21 protein-coding genes are annotated in these 19,646 nt (G+C 65.1%); 6 read left to right on the forward strand and 15 right to left on the reverse strand.

The genetic code is table 11. The features are described 5' to 3' along the window. Window positions 1-126: 126 nt before the first annotated feature. Entirely contained in the window at window positions 127-852 is a 726-nt protein-coding gene (locus JQ586_RS23770; RefSeq protein WP_212397043.1) for a DnaJ domain-containing protein, read from the reverse strand. A 132-nt stretch (window positions 853-984) separates the two neighbouring features. Here JQ586_RS23770 and JQ586_RS23775 point away from each other — a divergent pair, with 132 nt between their 5' ends. Further along, window positions 985-1,386: a DUF302 domain-containing protein gene (locus JQ586_RS23775; protein WP_212397044.1), complete on the forward strand. Its 402-nt coding sequence runs from the start codon at window positions 985-987 to the stop codon at window positions 1,384-1,386. A 17-nt stretch (window positions 1,387-1,403) separates the two neighbouring features. Here the strand turns inward: JQ586_RS23775 and JQ586_RS23780 are convergent, their stop codons facing one another. The 5 genes from JQ586_RS23780 to JQ586_RS23800 form a co-directional block, all read right to left on the reverse strand. Further along, on the reverse strand, window positions 1,404-2,171 hold the full coding sequence (locus JQ586_RS23780; RefSeq protein ID WP_212397045.1) for a VWA domain-containing protein: 768 nt from the start codon (window positions 2,169-2,171) through the stop codon (window positions 1,404-1,406). Between the two features lie 98 nt (window positions 2,172-2,269). Continuing rightward, complete coding sequence (locus tag JQ586_RS23785; RefSeq protein WP_212397046.1) at window positions 2,270-3,211, reverse strand: alpha/beta fold hydrolase; 942 nt, start codon at window positions 3,209-3,211, stop codon at window positions 2,270-2,272. Between the two features lie 555 nt (window positions 3,212-3,766). Then, the gene (locus JQ586_RS23790) at window positions 3,767-4,273 is read right to left on the reverse strand and encodes a hypothetical protein (RefSeq protein WP_212397047.1); all 507 of its coding nucleotides are present in this window, start codon (window positions 4,271-4,273) and stop codon (window positions 3,767-3,769) included. 155 nt (window positions 4,274-4,428) lie between these two features. Further along, on the reverse strand, window positions 4,429-5,565 hold the full coding sequence (locus tag JQ586_RS23795) for an AraC family transcriptional regulator (protein WP_212397104.1): 1,137 nt from the start codon (window positions 5,563-5,565) through the stop codon (window positions 4,429-4,431). Window positions 5,566-5,679: 114 nt separating this feature from the next. After that, entirely contained in the window at window positions 5,680-6,597 is a 918-nt protein-coding gene (locus JQ586_RS23800; protein ID WP_212397048.1) for a division plane positioning ATPase MipZ, read from the reverse strand. A gap of 225 nt (window positions 6,598-6,822) precedes the next feature. On the opposite strand from JQ586_RS23800, the gene panC reads away from it, so the two are divergent. Together panC and JQ586_RS23810 are read left to right on the forward strand one after the other, a co-directional pair. Continuing rightward, the gene (gene panC / locus JQ586_RS23805; RefSeq protein WP_212397049.1) at window positions 6,823-7,674 is read left to right on the forward strand and encodes a pantoate--beta-alanine ligase; all 852 of its coding nucleotides are present in this window, start codon (window positions 6,823-6,825) and stop codon (window positions 7,672-7,674) included. A 149-nt stretch (window positions 7,675-7,823) separates the two neighbouring features. Beyond that, window positions 7,824-8,573, forward strand: coding sequence for a hypothetical protein (locus JQ586_RS23810; protein ID WP_212397050.1), 750 nt, complete (start codon window positions 7,824-7,826; stop codon window positions 8,571-8,573). Window positions 8,574-8,618: 45 nt separating this feature from the next. Here JQ586_RS23810 and JQ586_RS23815 read toward each other — a convergent pair whose 3' ends face one another. From JQ586_RS23815 to JQ586_RS23835, 5 genes are all read right to left on the reverse strand, one after another. Next, the gene (locus JQ586_RS23815) at window positions 8,619-9,059 is read right to left on the reverse strand and encodes a DUF1489 family protein (RefSeq protein WP_212397051.1); all 441 of its coding nucleotides are present in this window, start codon (window positions 9,057-9,059) and stop codon (window positions 8,619-8,621) included. Between the two features lie 96 nt (window positions 9,060-9,155). Then, entirely contained in the window at window positions 9,156-10,100 is a 945-nt protein-coding gene (locus tag JQ586_RS23820) for a hypothetical protein (RefSeq protein ID WP_212397052.1), read from the reverse strand. A 251-nt stretch (window positions 10,101-10,351) separates the two neighbouring features. Then, window positions 10,352-10,555, reverse strand: a complete 204-nt coding sequence (locus JQ586_RS23825) for a hypothetical protein (RefSeq protein ID WP_021080554.1) — start codon at window positions 10,553-10,555, stop codon at window positions 10,352-10,354. 218 nt (window positions 10,556-10,773) lie between these two features. After that, the gene (locus tag JQ586_RS23830) at window positions 10,774-11,145 is read right to left on the reverse strand and encodes a YidB family protein (protein ID WP_212397053.1); all 372 of its coding nucleotides are present in this window, start codon (window positions 11,143-11,145) and stop codon (window positions 10,774-10,776) included. Between the two features lie 114 nt (window positions 11,146-11,259). After that, window positions 11,260-11,958 (reverse strand): glutathione S-transferase family protein, encoded by a 699-nt coding sequence (locus JQ586_RS23835; RefSeq protein ID WP_249148022.1) that lies wholly within the window; start codon window positions 11,956-11,958, stop codon window positions 11,260-11,262. A gap of 71 nt (window positions 11,959-12,029) precedes the next feature. Between JQ586_RS23835 and JQ586_RS23840 the strand changes: the two genes are divergently transcribed. Continuing rightward, entirely contained in the window at window positions 12,030-12,707 is a 678-nt protein-coding gene (locus tag JQ586_RS23840; RefSeq protein WP_212397106.1) for a DUF599 domain-containing protein, read from the forward strand. A gap of 208 nt (window positions 12,708-12,915) precedes the next feature. Here the strand turns inward: JQ586_RS23840 and JQ586_RS23845 are convergent, their stop codons facing one another. From JQ586_RS23845 to JQ586_RS23860, 4 genes are all read right to left on the reverse strand, one after another. Next, window positions 12,916-13,848: a hypothetical protein gene (locus tag JQ586_RS23845; protein WP_212397054.1), complete on the reverse strand. Its 933-nt coding sequence runs from the start codon at window positions 13,846-13,848 to the stop codon at window positions 12,916-12,918. A gap of 62 nt (window positions 13,849-13,910) precedes the next feature. Next, window positions 13,911-14,729 (reverse strand): aldo/keto reductase, encoded by an 819-nt coding sequence (locus tag JQ586_RS23850; RefSeq protein ID WP_212397055.1) that lies wholly within the window; start codon window positions 14,727-14,729, stop codon window positions 13,911-13,913. A gap of 74 nt (window positions 14,730-14,803) precedes the next feature. Next, window positions 14,804-16,165: a cytochrome-c peroxidase gene (locus tag JQ586_RS23855; protein ID WP_212397056.1), complete on the reverse strand. Its 1,362-nt coding sequence runs from the start codon at window positions 16,163-16,165 to the stop codon at window positions 14,804-14,806. A gap of 15 nt (window positions 16,166-16,180) precedes the next feature. Then, window positions 16,181-17,851, reverse strand: a complete 1,671-nt coding sequence (locus JQ586_RS23860) for an alkaline phosphatase family protein (RefSeq protein WP_212397057.1) — start codon at window positions 17,849-17,851, stop codon at window positions 16,181-16,183. A 389-nt stretch (window positions 17,852-18,240) separates the two neighbouring features. Here JQ586_RS23860 and JQ586_RS23865 point away from each other — a divergent pair, with 389 nt between their 5' ends. Next, entirely contained in the window at window positions 18,241-19,059 is an 819-nt protein-coding gene (locus JQ586_RS23865) for a sulfurtransferase/chromate resistance protein (RefSeq protein WP_212397058.1), read from the forward strand. A 100-nt stretch (window positions 19,060-19,159) separates the two neighbouring features. After that, window positions 19,160-19,483, forward strand: a complete 324-nt coding sequence (locus tag JQ586_RS23870) for a hypothetical protein (RefSeq protein WP_249148025.1) — start codon at window positions 19,160-19,162, stop codon at window positions 19,481-19,483. The last annotated feature ends 163 nt before the right edge of the window (window positions 19,484-19,646 follow it).

The raw sequence follows: 19,646 nt of genomic DNA on the forward strand, positions 1-19,646 counted from the left end.
ACGGTTAAATTTCAGCGAATGAAGCATCGACCATGCCGGACAACGGTGGGCGATACGGGGCATCGATCGGAGATCAGCAGGAAGCAGCTCTCGGCTTGTGGCGTTGAGTGGCGTTGCCGGAGTTAGCTAACGATGCGTGCGAAGCAAAGTATCCTTGGCCTCGTTTACACGGGCAGCGAGATACGTCGAGCCCCCCTGGTCGGGATGCAGTTTCTTCATGAGGGCGCGGTGAGCCCGGCCGATGTCGTCACGCGACGCACCCGGCTGCAGGCCAAGGATCTGATAGGCCTCCTCATCCGTCATTTTGCCGGTCGCCGCCGCACGGCGCTGCCCCCCTGCCCGGTCGCCCTGCGCGTCCTGACGCCAGGCGGGAAACCGGCGGTCCAGATAGCTTTCAAGTAGCGCCACGCTCTCGGCGTCGAAGCCCGGGACCATCGCCAGCAATTGCGGCAGGTCGAACTCGTCGAGCATGCGGCCCGCATGGGCGCCGTCCACGATCTGGCCCCTGAGGACGCCGCTGTCGTGATCGAGGCTCATATCGAGATATTGCGAGCGCACGCGCGAAGCCTGTCCCGCCGCCCGCTGCGTGCCGCCGCCGAACATGCTGCCGAGATTTGTGAAGCCTGTCGTCCCGAATGGTGACCAGCCGAGCAGTCCAGCGCCGAAGATTCCGAGCGGGATCGCGACTGCAAGCTCGCCCCTGACGCCAATGAAGGCCGCGAACGCAAGCGCCAGCACGCCGCCCACGATCTTGATGACGCGGGCAAGCACGACCGGGTTCGCCGCACGAAACATCTGCAGCGCGGAATAAAGCACGATAACGGCAACGACGCCGGCGATCAGGGTTGGCATGCGCGGAATATAGGCGCCTCGGCCGCAAAAAGCATGCGCAGCTTCGCCTCACCGCAGCGTGAAACGTCGCGGCGTGGCGGCAACCAGTGCAATTGATTAGGGTACCGACGGGCTGAATCAGGGAGCAGCATGATGACCGTTGACGGATTGATCAGCCTTCGCAGCAATGTCGGACCGCAGCAGACGATCGAGCGGCTCAAGGCTGAACTTGCGGCGAGCGGACTGACGGTGTTCGCCGAGATCGATCACGCCGCAGGCGCCGCCGTGGTCGGCCTCGAACTCCGCCCGACCACGGTCCTGATCTTCGGCAACGCCAAGGGTGGTACGCCGCTGATGCAGGCGGCGCAGACGATCGGCATCGACCTGCCGCTGAAGGCGCTGGTCTGGCAGGATGCCGCCGGCGACACCTGGTTTTCATACAACGACCCCGCCTGGCTGGCGCAGCGGCACGGCATCGCGGAGCAGACCAAGATGGTTGCAGCCAACATGTCGACGATGCTCGCCGCGGTCGGGAAAGCCGCGATCGCGCGGTAGCGCCGCGGGCGGGTTGCCTATTTCATCTGGCCGATCAGCCGTGCTGCGCCGCTGGTGCTCTTCGCAAGCTGAAGCAGCGCATCGCGCCCGCCGGCTGCATAGGCCGCAGCGGCACGCAGGAGATCGCGCAGTTGCGCTGCGGCGCCTGGATCGAACCGGCACCATGCCCCGCCCGTCAGCCGGGCGATCTCGCGAAAGGTCTGCTCGGCGACCGCGTCATTGCCTTCCTGGAACATGAAGACCGGCACCTTGAGCAGGCCGAGCTCACCCGCCCTGGCGCAGAGCGCGTCGGCATTCTCCTCCATCGCATCGCCGACGAACACGACCGCGCGCACGCCGGCGGCAACCGCCTCGCGGCGCGCCTCCGACAGCACCTTGCCGATCTGCGTGTTGCCGCCCTGGCAGCCGATCTTGCCCATCAGCCGGGCGAGCTGCGCGCTGTCGGAAATCCATCCCGTGGCGCGGCACTCGTTGAAGCCGCGATAGTAGACGAGACGGATGTCGAGGCTGCCCAGCGATGCAGCCTCGCGGAACATGTCCGCCTGCAACGCGCACGCCATGTCCCAGGTCGGCTGTCGGCTCATGGTGGCATCGAGCGCGAACACCAGCCTGCCGCGCGCGCCGGCGCGGTGCGGCGACATCGCGTGCGCCTTCGCCACGAACGCGGCGATATCTTCCGACGTCGAGGGCCGCGCCTCCGGCAACGAGCCGGCCTTGCGCAGGTCAGGCGAATCCGCCTTGCGCACGTCGTTTCCGGATCCCGGTTTGGTCGGCTCGCCAGCCATCAGCACTCGCTTCCCTGAGCGAGGATTATGTGGGCCGACACGCCGGGTTGGTCAATGCGGATGAACACTCGCCCGGCTCGGCGGCCGGGCGGCAGAAGTCAGTTCATGGCCTGGGACGAATCTTTTTCTGTCTTCTTCAGCGGCAGCATGTTCTTGAGCTTCTCGACGAAGCTCGGCCGCGGCGTCTTCTCAGGGACATAGAGCGACACCGGGCCCGGCTCGAGGATCTTCGGCGGCGCGTTCCTGGTATCGACAGCCGCAACGTCGGCGTCGGTGTCGGCAAGGAATTTATCGAGCATGGCCTCGATCGAGTTCTTGGCGGTATCCGGGCCGGTGTCGCGCATGTCGTTGTGCTGGAAGTTGGTGTTCACGACGGTAATGCCGGCCTTCTCGCACTCGGCCGGGTCAGGCACCACGCCGGGATCGGTCTTGAACTGCGGATCATGCGAGCGGAACGACAGGATCTTGAACTTGCCGTCCGTCATGAACGGCACGCGCAGATTGTCCAGCGTCACGACCTTCCTGATTTCGTCGGGATACTGCTTGGCGAAATACATCGCGATGTCGCCGCCATTCGAATGGCCGACCATCGTCAGCTTGCTGTAGTCCGCGTTCGGCTCGACCTTCTTCATCTCGTCGATGGCGAATTTGATGTTGGTGATGCCGCGCTGATACTGCGGCAGACGGCCGACATAGAGTTCGCCGACCTTGGTGACCATCGGGCCGTCCTGAGGCAGGTCGTTCTGGATGCTGACCGCCAGATAGCCGCGCGCAGCGAACACGTTCGCGAGGAAGGAATATTCGGTGAATTTGACGGTATTACCATGATTGAGGATCGCGACCGGCAGCGTGATCATGCCGGCGTCGGCCTGCATTTGCTTGTCGAAGCGCACGGCGACGTCGACCTGCACCACGCGTTCGTCGCGAGTCGGATCGCGGAACGTGATGGTTTGATGACTGATCGCCCACTTGCTCGCAGTGAAGTAGGCCGCCGTGAAAACGACGGAGAGAGAAAGCAGAACCGCAATTCCACGTTTCATGACGTCCTCGAGGCGCCCGCCAATTCCAGGGCTATCTTTGGCCGGAGGCTCTTCGGCCTCCTGCTTGAGCATATATGTCACAGCGGCGTGACAGGAAGTCCAAATGTTGTGACTTAACCGCCCTAACGTTGTGCGATGCACCTATACATTGTGCATAGCAACAACCGGACAATCGTACCTCCATGAGTATACGACGCCGGCAATCACGCTTCGGTTCGGTGTTTCGCTAAAAGTGTCGGGAGAACACTGATGGCGGCGGCTTTGTTCCAGCTTTTTGGCCGAGATGTGGCGGACATGGCCGCAAGACTACGGGATTTCAAGTCGCCCCGCTGTAAATGATCGGCTCGGCGCCGGATCGTCGCGGGCCTGAAAGCTCACATATTCCGGGTCGGGGCGGCCGTGACGGAGTGCTTCAACGGCCTGCGGCTGGCGGTGCCCCCGCGCCGGGTGCGCGCCTGGGGTCCCGACGCGAACCCCGCTCGGACCCGCCCCGGGGCACGCCCACGAAAAAGGCGGCCGCTCGGGCCGCCCTTTTCCCGTCCCTGTCGAAAGGGATTACTGGCAGAGATGCTGCAGGCCATCCGCACCCTTGAATGTGGTGCCGGGCATGCAGACAAGATTGTTATGGGCGGCGTAGGTCTTCCAGTCGCGGCCGCCATAGCCGTAGCCATAGTAGTCGTTATAGCTGGTGGCGTAACCGTAGTAGCCGTTGTTGTAGCCGCTGTCGAAGGCGCGGAAGGGCGCAGTGGCAATTGCCCCCGCGGTCGCGACGGCGCCTCCCACGATGTCGCCCGCCACCCCTGCGGGCCCGGCAGGCCTGCGATACACTCTCTCGTGCGGCAAGGCCGCGTTGGCGTTTCGCATCCGCTCGCTGCGGTAGATCGCATGACGCTGAGCGTGGCGCTCGCCCCTGGCGAGAGTTTGAGATCCCTTGGTTCCGGCCTGAGTGTGCTTCACACCCTTGGCCATCGTTCCCTCGGCCAACGCTGGGCCCGCGAGCAAGGAGCCGACGATGGCCGCGCTACCGAGGATGGCAAGACTTGCAGTGTTCAGTCTCCTCATTGGACGCTCCGTTTCAATGATTTGTGGCAAGCACGAGCGACCGACGGATGTTCCGAACTGCGCGTCTCAAACCGATGTGATCGGACATTCAAGTTCCGCGGAACGGGGAACAATCGCAGCAACACAAACCGCCGGCCGATGGGCCTCTCGCCGTCTCAGTCCGGCTGGCCGATACCCGTGTCGTCATCCGGCTCGCCCGGTTGCGAAGCGTGCCTGGCCAGCGCGAGGCGGCGGAATTCGGTGGGTGTCACGTCGGTGGCCGCCTTGAAGGCCCGATTGAACGGGCCGACCGACTGGAAGCCGGCATCCATGGCGATCGTCAGCACCGGCACCAGCCTTTGCTTGGGGTCGGCCAGCGCCGCCTTGGCTTCATCGATCCGGTAGCGATTGAGGAAGGCATTGAAGTTGCGGTGCCCGAGCCCTTCATTGATCAGCTGCCGCAGCCGGTATTCCTGAACGCCCAGCTCGGCGGACAGCGAGCCGATGGTCAGTCCTTCACGCCGATAGGCGCGTTCCACGCTCATCAGCCGCTGCAGCCGGCGCAACAACTCGCGATCGATCGCGGATGGCTTGTCCTCTCCTTCAGGACGCGCACTGCCGAGATCGCCCGGAATTCTGCCGGCGGCAGGCAGAAGGATCGATGCTTGCTGCATGCGGGCCGCCTGAAACAGGCTCCATGCACTGAGACTCAGCAGCACCAGAAGCCCGAACGCGTTGACGATGCTCCAGACGGAGGAGCCGGCAACCGAAGCCGGCCAAAGCTTGTGAAAAAAGGCCGCGGCGCTATAGGCCACCGCGCCGAGCAGGACGACAACTCGCAGCCGCCGCCGTCCTGCCACCAGGTCCGCCCGCCATGTCGCGAGCGTCTGCCCCGCAGCCGCTATGGCAAGGCCGAGATAGACGACCGATAGCGTTCGATCGAGGTCGCCTCTGAGTGCGCCTCTCGTCGGCCAGGCGTCAAACAGCTGCACGCTGACGACAGCGACCAGCAAAGCGCCGTGCCAGGGTCGCAGCACGAAATCATCATCGAAGGTCGCGCGCGCCCAGAGCCAGAACAGGACCGCCCCGCTGCTCGACAAGGCCAGCAGGATCAGGCCCCAATACGGCCATGGCCGAGGAAATCCCGGCGCCTCGGAAACCGCGGAAGCCGCGACGGCGACCACCAGTGCGGCGCTCAGCCGCGCCGCCATGTCCCCGCGGTCTCGCAGCAAAACGCCGGCGATCAGCAACGACAGTCCGACAGCGGCGCCTCGACAACCCAGCTCGATCGCCATCAACCCGGCGCTACCCACGATCAAGATCTCTCCATCCGCCATGTTGGAGGTCGAGGCTGAGGCTTATAGGGAAAGACTTCAGCGCATCAAGCGCTCGCCGGCCGCCAGCGATACAGGCCGCAAGGCCCCGCTTCAGATGATGTCGTGGACATCAAGCGGCTTGTCGACCTGGCTGAACCATTCGGCCCGGTTGGCGGCGCGGCGCCGGCCGCGCTCGTCGAGCGGCAGCTTGAGCTGGCGCAACAGGCTCGTGACCTCCTCGCGCGCGGTGACATGGCCCATGCTCGGCCGTGTCCCGAGCGTCGCCTCGTCGATGTCGTCGAGCGCAGTCAGTCCGCGCGGGAAAAACTCGCGATAGACCACCCGCTCGGCAAAGCCGTCGACCGAACGGAACCCGAGGCGGAGCGACAGCTGCTTGAGACCGTCGGCGACGAGCTGTTTATTGCGCGAGCCGAGCATCGACAGGCGGTTGCGCACCACGATCCAGTCGGTCGAGGCACCGTCGAGCTGGCGGCGCTTGCGCCTGGTGTCGCGCACCATCTCGGCGTAATGGCTCTCGCCGGTCACCGCATAGGTCGCGGGATCGACCGTGCCCAGCACGTCGAAATCGAGGAAGCTGTCATTGATCGGCGTCACGAGGGTGTCGGCCATCGAGTGCGCCAGCCGCATCAGGTAGCTGTCCGCGCCCGGCGTATCGATCACGATGAAATCATAGGCACGTTCCACCGCGCTGACCGCGTGCATGAATTGCTGGAACTCGGCGTTCTCGTTCTCCTCGATCTGCATCGTGTCGCCGTATTTGATGCAGGTGTGCACGGGAAGTTCGAGGTCGATCCCGGTGCGCCGCGCCCAGGCCCGGCGGTTGTTGATGTAGCGGGTGAAGCTTTGCTGGCGGCAGTCGAGATCGATGCTGGCGACGCGCTGCCCGGCCTTCATCAGGGCGACAGCGATATGCAGGGCGGTGGTCGACTTGCCCGAACCGCCCTTCTCGTTGCCGAGCACGACGACGTGCGCGGAGCCGGATTGACCCTGACTAGCCTGCACCAACATGATTGATCCCCCGCGACATCTTCAAATCGCGTGCGGCCATGGTCAAGTGAAATGCATGACAGATTACTGAAATCAATTGCTGCCTCGCTTCATTATGAATCGATCGCACGACGCTGCTGCGCCGATCGCGCAGGTTTGCCGTCAGCGCATCGATCTTGGTAAACTTGGCAGACCCGCCGAAGACCAGATCCCCTCCCCGGAATTACCTGAAGAGATCGAGACCAGATGCCGAGAAATCCTGCTGTCGTCCGCACCGTTCCCGCCCTGCGTCGCGCCGTAAATGACCTGCGCGCGCGAAAAGCGACTATCGCACTGGTCCCGACCATGGGAGCGCTCCATGACGGTCACGTGTCGCTGGTGCGGCTCGCCAGACGCCATGCCAGGCGGGTCGTCGTCTCGATCTTCGTCAACCCGACTCAATTTGCTCCAACGGAAGACTTCGGCTCGTATCCGCGCACCTGGAAGGCCGATGTCGCAAAGCTCGCCGCGGAGGATGTCGACCTGATCTGGCACCCCGAGGTCAAGGCGATGTACCCCGACGGATTCGCCACCCGGATCGTTCCGGAGGGGCCGGCCACCGCCGGGCTCGAGGATCGCTTCCGGCCACAGTTCTTCGGCGGTGTCGCGACCGTGGTCGGCAAGCTGTTCACGCAGGTCAGGCCGGATGTCGCGATCTTCGGCGAGAAGGATTTCCAGCAGCTCCGGGTGGTGAGCCAGATGGCCGCCGACCTCGATCTCGGCGTCAAGGTGATCGGGTCCAGGACGGTTCGCGAGCGCGATGGTCTCGCCATGTCCTCGCGCAACGTCTACCTCGCGCCCGACGAGCGTCGTGCGGCTCCGACGCTCCACCGGGTGATGAAGGAAACGGCAGCCCGCTTACGCGCCGGCGAGGACACCGCGACCGCCGTCGCGGCCGGCGCCGCTGAGATCACCGAGGCCGGCTTCAAGCTCGATTACCTCGAGGTCCGCCATGCCGCGACGCTGGCGCCGATCGCTTCGCTGAAGGAGGGCCCGATGCGGATGCTGGTGGCGGCCAAGCTCGGCAGCACGCGCCTGATCGACAACATCGCGGTCTAGAGCTTGATCCCGACAAACGCGAAGCGTTGCGCGGGGATCAAGCTCAATTGACAAGCTGAATCCCGCGACCGGTGGCGCAAAGTGTGAAGCGGTGCGCTTGCGCCGCCCCGGCGGGGGATGGATGATCGCGCCTTTCAGAGGCAATCGTCATGACCAGACTATTCGGGCCGTCCATTATTTTCTGCTTCGCGCTTCTGGCCGCCGGCGTGGCCGAGGCCCAGACCAGGCCGCCGGTCGGCGGCGTCAATTCGATGCCGGGCGCGATGATCTTCTATGTCGCGCATGGTGCCGCCGATGCATGCGGCCCTGGGTGCTCGGACTGGATCGCGGCAGAAGGCGCCGTGCAATGGGACACCTACAAGCGCCTGCTGGCGATCCTTGACCGGCAGACCGGGCGCAAGCTGCCGGTCGTGATCAACATCAAAGGCCAGTCGAACCTCAACGTCGCCGTCAGCCTCGGCCGGATCCTGCGCGATCGCAACGTCGATGCGGCGGTCGCCGCGACCGTGGTCGACGCCTGCAGCGACAAGTCCGAGGCGGACTGCTTTGCGCTGAAGCGGCCGGGTGGCCCGCTCGATGCAAAGGAGAAGGTCTCGAGCGTGATCTGCGATTATGCCTGCCTGCTGGTGCTTTCGGGTGGCGTCCATCGCAGCCTGCCGGCGGGCACGCGGGTCGTCCTGAGCGGCATGACGATCCAGAACCGGCTGGCGCCCAATGTCTCGGCCGAGCAGCGCGAGAGCCTCACCACGGTCTTCACCGACCAGTTCCGGCGCTATTTCGGCGAGATGGGCATCGACCACGAATTGCTCGACGTCGCCGTCAGGAGTGCAGGCAGTGGCCGCTACGTCGAGATCCCTGCCGCGCAATGGGAGCGCCTGCACCTCGTGACGCAGCCCTGATCCGCGCGAGTTTCGGCAATCCGATTGCTCACAGCAATCCGATTGCTACAGCAATCCGAGGTCGCGCAGTTCGCGGCGCATCGGCTCCGGCATCGATGCCACGGTTGCCGCGCTCGATCTGGTGAGGTCGGGCGGCGCGGCGTCGGCCGTCAGGTAGCGCCAGCCCTGGAACGGCCGCATCGGCCGCGGCGAGACCGCGATCACCTTGGGCTGCATCACGAGACGACAGCGCCCGATGCCGTCCTTGTCGCGGAACGGCTCGATCGCGACGAGCTTCTCGCGCGCGGCGATCTCGCCCTTGATCACCCAATAGAGCGAACCGCCGGCGAGGATCTCCTCGTCGCGCTTCGGCGTCATGCGGGTGATGTGGATGTGACGGAGCGGCAGGCCTTTTTTCTTCGCGGTCGCCATCCGTTCGGCAACCCAGCCCTTGAGTTCCTTGACCGACTCGCAGCCGACGGCAAGCTTGATGAGATGAAGCGGCATGGGGCGGATTTAACGGCCGACGCCCCCTTTGAAAAGGGAGCGTGCCCGGTTTTCCCCGCTGCGCAAGCGCAGCGCCCTCTGCGTGAACCGGATGCCCTATTGATCGCTCGCGGCGGCCGGCGGGCTGGCAGCAGGTGGCGCAGGCGCGGGCGGCGGCGCGAGCGGAACCGGCGCGGCGCGCTTCGCGGGCGGCCGCTTCGCCGCCGCAACCGTCGGCGCATGTGCGGCCGGCGGCGGTGCGGCAGCGGCAGGCTTGCCCGGCTCAGGACTCATGATGCTGACGGGCGGCGTTGAGGATGCGCTCGGAAACTCGGCATTGGTCGGCTTGCCCGTCGGCACCGACGACGGCAGCGCCGCAACAAGGCCCGCCGGTACCGGCGGCGCCGTACCCGCGGGAGCATTCCACGACGCAGCGTAGCGGGTGACCAGGTTCTCGTAGACGCGATCGTTCATGTTGGAAACGATCTGGTGGTTGTCGCCCAGGGACCGGAACGCCGGGCATTCGGTCGGCGTGCAATGGTCGCGCGCCATCAGCGCATAGGCCATCAGGCCGTAGCGGTCATGCTCGATCGCGCGGCGCAACGCCTGCAGTTCGGTGGTCGTATTGCGCTCGGCGGTCGCGAGGTCGCCATGGGCGGTCAGGCGCGATATCTGGGCCGCCGCATAGCTGACGGCGGCCGCGGTGGCGTCGGCGGAACCGAACAGAACCTTCTCGCAACCGTTCAGGACGGCATCACCGGCAAGATCGTCGACACAGGCGAGTGCCGGCAGCATTGTTTGCGCCGACGCCTGGGCGGTGCGGGTCTCCGTCTGTCCGGCCTGCCCGCCCGCGCCGAAGCCGCGGATCGTGGCGGCAACCGCAACCGCGATCGACAGCAGCGTGATCACAGTCAGCGCGCCGTTGGCGACGGATTTCTCCGCGCGCAGCAGCGTGACCAGGACGACAATTCCGAAAAATCCCGCCGCGGCCAGCGTCAGCCACATCGGGAAGGTCGGCGAGCGCCAGATCTGGTCCAGCGAGGAAGCCCAAGCCAAGTTCATGCGCGAATGTCCCTCAACGCAGCATATTCACCATCAGCCAAAACCGAACGCCGCCACCCCGGCATTCAAACGTCAGCAGAATGTCCGCGAACAGGGCCTTTTGACGGCGGCGGGGCGGAATCGCCCCGGCCACTCCGTTGCGCACCGCGCCTTGTCAGAGCCTGATCCGGAAAATGCGAGGCGGCTTTCCGAAAAGACCATGCCCAAACAAGGAGCTAGGGCGACATGACGACACTTTGTCTCATTGCGCTCTAGGACAGCGCGAGCTGACTCTCCTTGGCCACCCGTTCGAAAGCTTCGGTCGAACTCTTGATGCGGTACTGGCAGTCGTCGCCTTCGGTCGGCAGCAGACGGATCACCTGGTAGGTGCCGCTCGCGGCAGGACGGGCCACGTTGCTGGCAGTGAAATAGACAGTCTCGCCAATCGAGTACTTGTGCTTCAACGCCCTCTCCATTTTTTTAGAGATTGCCGGCCACGCTCACGGTCCCGCTAGCGCTTGCCAACATATTGAGAACCCTACGGTAACCTAGCACACCGCACCGCCCGAAATCCAGCAGGATCGGGGTGCGGTCGGTCCACAATTTCGGCAGATTTTTCAGCGCGATAGGCCGAAATCGGGGGGTCGGGCGGAAATTGCCGGCCGCGACCCCGCGAGACCGCGTTCGCGCGTCCTCAGGCGGTGTGCGGCAGCTTGCCGTCAGGGCTGGCGTGGTCGACCGCGGCCGGCAGCTGCTGGGCGAGGATCTGGGAGATCTGGTCGACCGGGATGTTGTACCTGGCGGCGAGTTGCCTCACCGTATCGTTGCCCAACACCTGCTGGAGTTGCTGAGCACTGATCGGCAGATTCTGGCCGGTGCCGATCCAGGATTTCACCTGGTCGCCGAAGCCGGCCTGCTCGAGCTTGGCCACGATCGACGACAGGGTGCCCTGTCCACTGCTGTTGCCCATCACCTCGCCGAGCACCGCGGGCAGCACTGCAGCCCCGAGCTGGCCCAGCACTCCCCTCAGCTCGGGAGAGTTTTCCAGAGAATCGAGAATGCCCATGGGCTTAGTCCTTTCGCTGATGGCAAAGACCGTGCGGGATTCAGACGCCTTCGGCGCCATGGCGTCAAGCCGCGTTGTTTGTTGCAATGTCACAATTCCGAAGCGGATCACTCGTCAGACGTTCTCGAATCGGTCGATCAGCAGCGTCTCGGCGAGGCCGTCGCGGGTCCATTCCTGGAACGCAGCAAGCGACGTCATCGCGTCGACGTAATGCCGCGCCTCGGCCTTGACCGGGATCGCATAGGTGCGGAAGCGATGGACGACCGGCGCATACATCGCGTCGGCGCCGGAGAAGGCCCCGAACAGGAAAGGCCCCTGCCTGCCATAGCGCGCATGGCAGTCGGCCCAGATCTCCTGGATGCGATCGACATTGGCGCGTGCATCATCCGACAGCGTCACGGGACGGATCGGCCGGTGCAGGTTCATGCCGCATTCGTTGCGCAGCGCCGCGAAGCCGGAATGCATCTCGGCCGAGATCGCGCGGGCATGCGCGCGCGCGGCGCGGTCCGCCGGCCACAGCTTCGCCTCCGGGAATCTCTCGGCGAGATATTCGATGATCGCAAGCGAATCCCACACCGTGACGTCGCCGTCGACCAGCGTCGGCACCTTGCCCGCCCTGCTGAAGCCGAGGATGCGATCCTTGTCGGCCTGGTCGGTGTAGAGCGGGATGAAGACCTCCTCGAACGGGATGTCGTTGGCGCGCAACGCCAGCCACGGCCGCAGCGACCATGACGAGTAGTTCTTGTTGCCGATGACGAGCTTGAGCATGTCGCGGAGAATCCTGTTGTCGAGGCGCAGTGTGCCATAGTGCATTGCACGCGTTCAACCTGTACATGACGCGAGACGCGGCATTCGCAGGAGAAGGCAAGCATGACGGGCTCAACATGACGGGCTATTGGGTCGATGTCGCGGCGGTCGGCTTCTTCGCGCTGGAATGGCTGGTCTACGCCATCACGCTGGAGCACACCGCCTACGGACGCGACAGCCTGTCGGCGCGCATGCATGCCTACCGCGAGACCTGGGTCAGGGACCTGCTCCACCGCGAGGCGCGGATGGTCGACATGCAGATCATGGCGAGCCTGCAGAACGGCACCGCGTTCTTCGCCTCCACCAGCCTGATCGCGATCGGCGGCGCGCTGGCGCTGCTGCGTGCGACGGGCGATGCGCAAGCGCTGCTCGGCGCCCTGCCGCTCGATCTCAGCCCGCAGCCGGCGCTGTGGGAGGTCAAATGCATCGGGCTGATCCTGATCTTCATCTACACCTTCTTCAAGTTCGCCTGGGCCTATCGTCTCTTCAACTATGTCGCGATCCTGTTCGGCGCGATGCCGCCGGCCGGCCAGCGCGACACGCCCGAGGCCGAGGCCCATGTGATCCGCACCACGCGGCTGTTCGAGTCCGCCGGCCAGCACTTCAACCGCGGCCAGCGCGCGTTCTTCTTCGCGCTCGGCTATCTCGGCTGGTTCATCAGTCCGTGGCTGCTGTTCATCACCACGGCCGCCGTCGTGGTCGTGATCTGGCGCCGGCAGTTCGCCTCGAACGCCTGGCAGGCGATGGGGAGCTGAAGGATCTGGTCGAGCGACCGCGTCGGTACTGTGCTCCCTCGCCCCGTTCTTACGGGGAGAGGGTCGGGGTGAGGGCTGCCGCCGCAATGATGCCGGCAGACTGACTCGTAGAGAACTCCCCCTCACCCGGATTGCATCTGGCGATGCAATCCGGCCTCTCCCCGCACGCGGGGCGAGGCGAAGCGGCGCTCACTGCCTCAGTTCGCGCTCACGACGAGAAATCGCGCGGGGTGAAGTCGAGATCGAGCACCTTCCATTCGCCGTAGCGATCCCGTGGCAGCATCGCGTAGGGCTGGCACGACTTCAGCGCGCTGATCGCGCTCTGGATCAACAACGGTCCCTTCGCCGATGCGGTCGCCTCGATCAGCTGCGGCGGGGCCGCGAGCTTGCCGTCGGTCGTCATGAACACCCTGAGCTTGATCTTGACGTCGTCGCCGCTGCTGACCGTGTCCGGAAGCTTCAGGCATGTCTTCAGGTGCCGGCGAAACTCGGCGACGACGCCGGAGCCGACCTTGGCCTCCTCGGTCGCCGCCGCATCGAAATTGTCCGTTCCCCCCTCGGTGGCTGCGTGCGGAGCGTTGGACGCCGTCGCGGACAAGTCCGGCGGCAGGCCCAGGATCACGCCGTATTTCACCGACAGATCCGGTTGCGGCTGCAGATAGGCCTGCTGCTGCTGCGGCGGCGCCGGCTGTTGCGGCTGTGACGTCTGTGGCTGTGGCTGTGGCTGCGGCTGTGGTTGTGGCGCCGGAGGCGGCTCGGCCTTGGCAGCATGTTGCGGGGTCGAGGTCGGCTGTGGCGCGGGCGTCGGCTTCTGTGCAGCCTGCTTCTGGACCGGCGGCTTCTGCGCAGGCTCCTTTTGTTCAGGCTGCTTCTCGGCAGGCTGGGGAACAGGCGCCTGCGAGGCCTCGGGCGTGGGCGGCTTGTCGAACGACGGCAGCTCCAGCTGCGGCGTAGGCGCGGGGCTCGGCGTCGGCTCAGGGGTGCTTTCTGCCATCTCCTGCGGCGTCACGATGTCGACCGGCACCGTGTCGGCGGCGACCTGATCGAACTGATGCACCTCCGAGAACAGGAAAATCAGCGCAAGCACCAGCACGTGCGCAAGCACCGACACCGTCAGGTCCGCATTTGGCCGGAACGTCATTCCATCAAATCAAGTCGTGATCTCACCCCGCCCCTTAGCATACCGGCCCGCCTTGCCTCGCCTCAATCCCAATTCGGGGCGAAACCGAAATCGGTCAGCCGGCCACCGGGGCTCGCCATCGCGGAGATCTCGCGCATATCCGGCTCGAACAGCTCGAAATCGAAGATGTTCATGTTCTCCTGCAGGCGCTCGAGCTTCGAGGTGCGCGGAATCGCGGAAACATTTTGTTGCACCAGCCAGCGCAGGCAGATCTGCGCCGCGGTCTTGCGATGGCGGTCGCCGATCCGCGCCAGCGCGCGGTCGTTCCTGATCCGGCCCTTCGCGATCGGGCTGTAGGCGACGAGCGCGAGGCCGTGGCGGGCGCAGGCTTCCATCACCCTGGCCTGGTCGAGATAGGGATGGTACTCGACCTGGTTGCAGGCGAGCGGCTCGGGGCACGCCGCCACCGCCTCCTCGATCAGCGCCACGGTGAAGTTCGAGACGCCGATATGGCGCGCCAGTCCCGCCTGCTTGACCCGCGCCAGCGCGCCGAGCGTATCCGCCAGCGGCACCTGCGGGTTGGGCCAGTGCAGCAGCAGCAGATCGACCTCGGTGAGGCGCAGCCGCGCCAGGCTCTCCCTGGCCGAGCGCTCCAGATCCTTCGGCAGGAACTGGCTGGGCCAGACCTTGGTGGTCAGGAACACCTCGTCGCGCTTGACGCCGGAGGCGCGCAGGCCGTCGCCGACCTCGCGCTCGTTCTCGTAGATCTGGGCGGTGTCGATATGGCGATAGCCGAGCCGCAGTGCCTGCTCGACGATGCGCGCGCAGGTGCGTCCGCGCAATTCCCAGGTGCCGAGCCCGATCGCCGGGATTTTCGCACCATTGCCTTGGATTGAAATCATCTGCCCATTATGGGCCGCCGGACCGGCGCTGCCAACTCACGCCGGCGTGGCCCGGCCAGCGAGATCGCGCCGGCTCAAGGTTCCGGATGGTAGCCGTCCGTCAGCGTCTTCAGGAAGGCGATGATGTCGGCCTCATCCTGTGCCGTCATCGCCGGCGTATCGCCGGCATGGCGGTCGAACGGCGGATCGCTGACGTCGACATTGCCGTGATACTTCGCCGGCAGGTCGTCGTATTTCCGCACCGTCCCGTCGGCCCCGCGCGGAAAGACCTTCTCCGGATTGATGTCGCGGAAATTATAGAAATCTAGCACCTCTTCGAGGCTGCGGAAGACACCGTTGTGGAAGAAGGCGCGGCGGGTCGCGCTGTTGCGCAAGGTCGGCGTCAGGAACATGCCGCAATATTGCGTCTGCTCCGACATGTCGGTGCGCTGCGGGCCGCAGACCCCGAGATCGAAATGATCGGGATCGCCGTTGCTCGCGAGCGCGGCGTTGCGCGGCGCGCCGAGCGCCTCATACTGATGGTCGGTGAACAGCGGCGGCAGGCCGTCACGGGTCGGCGCCGAGGTATGGCAGCCGGCGCAATTGGCCTTGTCGGGATCGTTGAACACGAGCAGGCCGCGCAGCTCGCTCTCGCTCAGGCGCGCCTTGCCCTCCAGCCAGTAGTCGTACTTGCTGGTATAGGGATGGAAGCTCGCCTCTTCCACCTGATAGCGCGCGACCGCGAACATCGCCTCCGCGACCAGCAGGCGCGAATTGTCGAAGATGCCGGCGCCGAACAGCTCGGCGAAGCGCGGGGCGTAGGACGCGTGCCGCAGCTTCTCGACCACCACCTCCACGCTGCCGCCATCCATCTCGCTGGGATCGAGCAGCGGGAACAGCGCCTGGTCCTGCAACGTGTCGGCGCGGCCGTCCCAGAACAGGCCGCCCTGCGGCACGATGTTCGCCGCGGCCGCGGCGGTCCCGGTCGCGATCTTCTTCGCGCGCGCCGTCTGCTGGCCGAGCGCAGCCATCTGCGCGAGGCTGACGACGTTGTCGTCGTCGTCCTTCTCGGGCCCGATGCTGAAATTCGGGTGGCGCTCGAGATAGGTCAGCGACGGAACGGCGCGCGCGCCCTGCCGTTTCAACGTGGCGCCGCCGAGCATGACCGGTCCGTCATTGGGCGGGCCGTAGGCGTGATCCGGGCTGTGGCAGGACGCACAGGACAGCGCGCCCGACGAGGACAGCGAGGCGTCATAGAAGATCAGCTTGCCGAGCTGCGCCATCGACGAGAGCGGCGCAACCGCGGGGCGCATCAAGTGGACCGGGTGCGGATTTGCATCCCCGAGCCGCCTGGCGTCGGCGAGTCCTTGATCAAGTCGCTGGGTTTCCACCGCCGCGACAGCGCCGGCCATGCAGAGCAGGCCGGCGCCGAGGAGCCACAGGATGCGGCCGTTCATGTTCGCTCGAACGGTTCAGTGACGAGAGTCCGGCGGACTGACGATCACGGTGCCGGCGGTCGGATCGAGGAACAGCCTGCTCTGCTGATCGTCGCGATCGTGACCGTGATCGAAGTCGAACATGTCCATGATCGACTCGACGCTGTCGTCGAACGAACCGCCGCCGAGGCGCTGGCCGTGCAGCCAGTTGTCCTCGATGAAGCGCACCACGGACGCCTGCGAAATGCGCGTGTGGCTGACGAAGTTCTTCTTCGCGAAGGGCGAGATCACGATGAAGGGCACGCGCGTGCCGGGACCGCAGCGGCCGTTCACCGGCAGATCGTTCAGCCCCTTCGGCTGCGGCTGCTTCGAAGCGCCGAGGCCGCACTGGCCGGGACCGTTGACCTGGTCGGCGGTTGGATCATAGGAGGCGCTGGTCGGCGTGGCGTAGGCGTGATCGTACCAGCCGTCGGAGTCGTCATACGTGATGATGATGGCGGTGTCGTGCCACTCCGGCTGCTTCTGGATGAAGTTGATCAGCTCGACATTGCCTGCCTGCTCGTCGAGCGGGTCGGAATAGCCGGCATGACCGTCCTGATAGGCCGGCATCTTGATGTAGGAGACGGCCGGGAAATTGCCGGCTTTGACCGCGGCGTAGAAGTCCTCCAGATCATAGGCGTGGTTGGCCGGGTCGACGGTCTTGCCGCCTTCGACATAGCTGTGGCCGATCGCTGCGACCGAGCTCGGCCGCGCATGGGTCGGGTTGGCGGTCGTCTTGTAATACTGGAACCAGGCGTGGTGCGGGATATAGTCCGCGGTGCTGGCGCCTACCACGCTTGTGAACGTGCTGCGGAGGCACTTCGTCGTGCCGTTGGTATTCGTGAGCGTGAGGTCGAACCCGCCCATGAAGCTGCCCCAGCTGATATGTTCGGCGTTGAGCAGGTCACCGATGTTCTTGCTGGTCATCAGCACCGTGCTTGTCGTGCTCGAGCACTGATCGTAGGCCGGATCGGTATCACCGTTCAGCGTCAGCCCGCCATGCCCGTCCGGGACCGTCGAGGAGGTGCCGACGATGTTGACGGCACCGTTGGTCTGGCCGGAGACCACCTCGAGCGCGCCCGGCGTCGACGGACCGTAGGTGTCGGTGTAGGCGTTGTCGTTCATCGCGAAGTTCTGGGCGTAATTCCAGAACCCGGTGACGGTGTTGCCATCGAAATAGCCCATCACCTGCCCGTTGGTGCCGAAGGCGCCGACGGTGCCGGCGGTGCCGCGGCCGGTGTATTTCGGAAACAGGTCGGCCTTGCCGTTGTCATAGGCCTGCTGCTCGGGCGTGTAGGCGTGGTTCTGCGACTTGGTGTTGGCCTGGGTGCGGTCGAGCCGGAACGGATTGGTGGCGCCGGTGCCGTTGGCCGGGTTGAGGTTGGGGTTGTTGGTCAGGAGGTTGGCGTTGGCGAGGTTGTTGACCTTCGGCGTATGCGGCTTCGGAACGAAAGGAATCGAGCCCGACGGGTTGCCCGCGTTCGGATAGGTCGCGAAATAATGATCGAACGAGCGGTTCTCGTTGAAGATCACGACGAGATGCTTGATCGGCGTATCCGTGTGGAAATGCTGATGATGATCCCGATCATTGTCGGCCTGGGCGACCACGCTGTACGCGGCAGCAGCAATCACGCAGATTCCGACAGTCGAAAGTAATTTGGCTTTCACCGTAATGCCCCCTGCTTTTGCAGATTTATGACGTCGACCCGCGACTAGTTAGCCGCCGCCGGTAACAGACTTGTGTCGGTTTTATGCAGGCGATGAAGAAGCGTGAGAGATCACGCGATCGGTTCGCGCGTCGGTTGCAGCTCGCGAACCTGGATGCTCGGTTCAATGCACAGCGGCAGGACGTCACGCAGCGGCGCGTGTTCGAAACACGATGATTGGAGGGCACAAACCGCGGCAACCGACGCAACGCATGAACGCGGGCCGCGTTCCTGCGTACACCGAGATTGACACTGCAGACGACAGGGTCTTTAATTCAGACTTCGGGGAAAGCGATCTCCCCGCGAGGCGACATGCCCAAGTATCGCGTCCTGTTTCACCAAGGGCGCAGCATGTCATCATACACCTCGATCTCATCCGAAAAACTCCTTCGTCTCATCGGTACAGCCAACGCGCCGTCGCTCATCGATGTGCGCATCGATGAGGATTTCGCCGCCGATCCGCGGTTGATTCCCGGCGCGGTGCGCCGCTCCCATCTCGACGTGCAGGACTGGGCCTCGCGCCTCACCGGTCAGTCCGCTGTCGTCATCTGCCAAAAAGGCCAGAAGCTCAGCGAGGGCACCGCGGCGTGGCTGCGCTGCGGCAGCGTCGCCGCCGAAGTCCTCGAAGGCGGCCATCTCGGCTGGACGGAAGCCGAACTGCCGACCGTGCCTGCCGACAAGATCCCAAAGCGTGACGGGCGCGGCCGCACCGTCTGGGTCACGCGCTCGCGTCCCAAGATCGACCGCATCGCGTGTCCTTGGCTAATCCGCCGCTTCGTCGATCCTGCGGCCGTCTTCCTGTTCGTCACGTCGGCCGAGGTCGAGGCGGTGGCCGAACGCTTCGCGGCGACGCCGTTCGACATCGAAAACGTGTTCTGGAGCCATCGCGGCGAACTCTGCACGTTCGACGTGATGGTCAGGGAGTTCGGCCTCTCGACGCCGGCGCTGCAACGCCTCGCCACCATGGTGCGCGCCGCCGACACTGCGCGGCTCGACCTCTCGCCGGAGGCGCCGGGCCTGCTTGCCGCCTCGCTCGGCCTGTCGCGGATGTACGACGACGACCTCGAACAGCTGAGCGCCGGCATGCTGCTGTACGACGCGTTCTACCGCTGGTGCCGCGACGCGACCAAGGAGACGCACAACTGGCCCACCAACAAGGCGAAGCCGTGAGCATCCGGAACGCGGGCATCGCCTGAGCGCGCGACCTGACCTGGGGCTGGGACAACACCAGGAGCCAACAGACATGATGATGAGATCGACGATGATTGCATTGGCGATCATCCTCTTGCCCACGGCCGTGGCCGCATCGCCCGCCCACGTCGACGAGCGGGCGCCTGAAAGCCGAAACGCCGCGCTGCTGAGCCAGGGCATCGCGGTCACCGGCTCGCCCGCGATCGAGACGCTGCGTGGTGTCATCGACAGCGTGGATCAGCGCGCCGACAGCATCGACATCCGTCTCTCCTCAAACCGGACGGAGCGATTCAGGGTGCAAGACGGGCTGATCTTCGATGCGGTCCGCTTCGGCGAGCCGGTCGAGATCTCGGTGCAGAACATCTCCGGCGCCCGGACCATCGTGCGCCTGCTGGAGGAGTAGGACGCAGGGTCAGGACAATCCACCGCGAACGCGACCACGAGACGTCATTCAACATCTGGAGAGCCCCGATGACCATCAACAACGAGCGTCGAAACTTCATCGCTGCGGCCGGCGCGGTCGCAGCATCAACCGTCATGGTCGGCGGCAACCAGGCGCTTGCCGA

Origin of the sequence: Bradyrhizobium jicamae (assembly GCF_018130215.1) — a bacterium.
Classification (GTDB): domain Bacteria; phylum Pseudomonadota; class Alphaproteobacteria; order Rhizobiales; family Xanthobacteraceae; genus Bradyrhizobium; species Bradyrhizobium jicamae_A.

Bases quoted from the DNA above. Each gene is read 5' to 3' on its own strand.
- JQ586_RS23815 (WP_212397051.1), bottom strand. From the start codon at position 9,059: ATGCCGCTTCATCTCATCAAGCTTGCCGTCGGCTGCGAGTCGGTCAAG.
- JQ586_RS23785 (WP_212397046.1), bottom strand. From the start codon at position 3,211: ATGAAACGTGGAATTGCGGTTCTGCTTTCTCTCTCCGTCGTTTTCACG.
- JQ586_RS23790 (WP_212397047.1), bottom strand. From the start codon at position 4,273: ATGAGGAGACTGAACACTGCAAGTCTTGCCATCCTCGGTAGCGCGGCC.
- JQ586_RS23825 (WP_021080554.1), bottom strand. From the start codon at position 10,555: ATGGAGAGGGCGTTGAAGCACAAGTACTCGATTGGCGAGACTGTCTAT.
- JQ586_RS23840 (WP_212397106.1), top strand. From the start codon at position 12,030: ATGACGGGCTATTGGGTCGATGTCGCGGCGGTCGGCTTCTTCGCGCTG.
- JQ586_RS23855 (WP_212397056.1), bottom strand. From the start codon at position 16,165: ATGAACGGCCGCATCCTGTGGCTCCTCGGCGCCGGCCTGCTCTGCATG.
- JQ586_RS23845 (WP_212397054.1), bottom strand. From the start codon at position 13,848: ATGACGTTCCGGCCAAATGCGGACCTGACGGTGTCGGTGCTTGCGCAC.
- JQ586_RS23780 (WP_212397045.1), bottom strand. From the start codon at position 2,171: ATGGCTGGCGAGCCGACCAAACCGGGATCCGGAAACGACGTGCGCAAG.
- JQ586_RS23770 (WP_212397043.1), bottom strand. From the start codon at position 852: ATGCCAACCCTGATCGCCGGCGTCGTTGCCGTTATCGTGCTTTATTCC.
- JQ586_RS23830 (WP_212397053.1), bottom strand. From the start codon at position 11,145: ATGGGCATTCTCGATTCTCTGGAAAACTCTCCCGAGCTGAGGGGAGTG.
- JQ586_RS23850 (WP_212397055.1), bottom strand. From the start codon at position 14,729: ATGATTTCAATCCAAGGCAATGGTGCGAAAATCCCGGCGATCGGGCTC.
- JQ586_RS23865 (WP_212397058.1), top strand. From the start codon at position 18,241: ATGTCATCATACACCTCGATCTCATCCGAAAAACTCCTTCGTCTCATC.
- JQ586_RS23800 (WP_212397048.1), bottom strand. From the start codon at position 6,597: ATGTTGGTGCAGGCTAGTCAGGGTCAATCCGGCTCCGCGCACGTCGTC.
- JQ586_RS23775 (WP_212397044.1), top strand. From the start codon at position 985: ATGACCGTTGACGGATTGATCAGCCTTCGCAGCAATGTCGGACCGCAG.
- panC (WP_212397049.1), top strand. From the start codon at position 6,823: ATGCCGAGAAATCCTGCTGTCGTCCGCACCGTTCCCGCCCTGCGTCGC.
- JQ586_RS23810 (WP_212397050.1), top strand. From the start codon at position 7,824: ATGACCAGACTATTCGGGCCGTCCATTATTTTCTGCTTCGCGCTTCTG.
- JQ586_RS23835 (WP_249148022.1), bottom strand. From the start codon at position 11,958: ATGCACTATGGCACACTGCGCCTCGACAACAGGATTCTCCGCGACATG.
- JQ586_RS23820 (WP_212397052.1), bottom strand. From the start codon at position 10,100: ATGAACTTGGCTTGGGCTTCCTCGCTGGACCAGATCTGGCGCTCGCCG.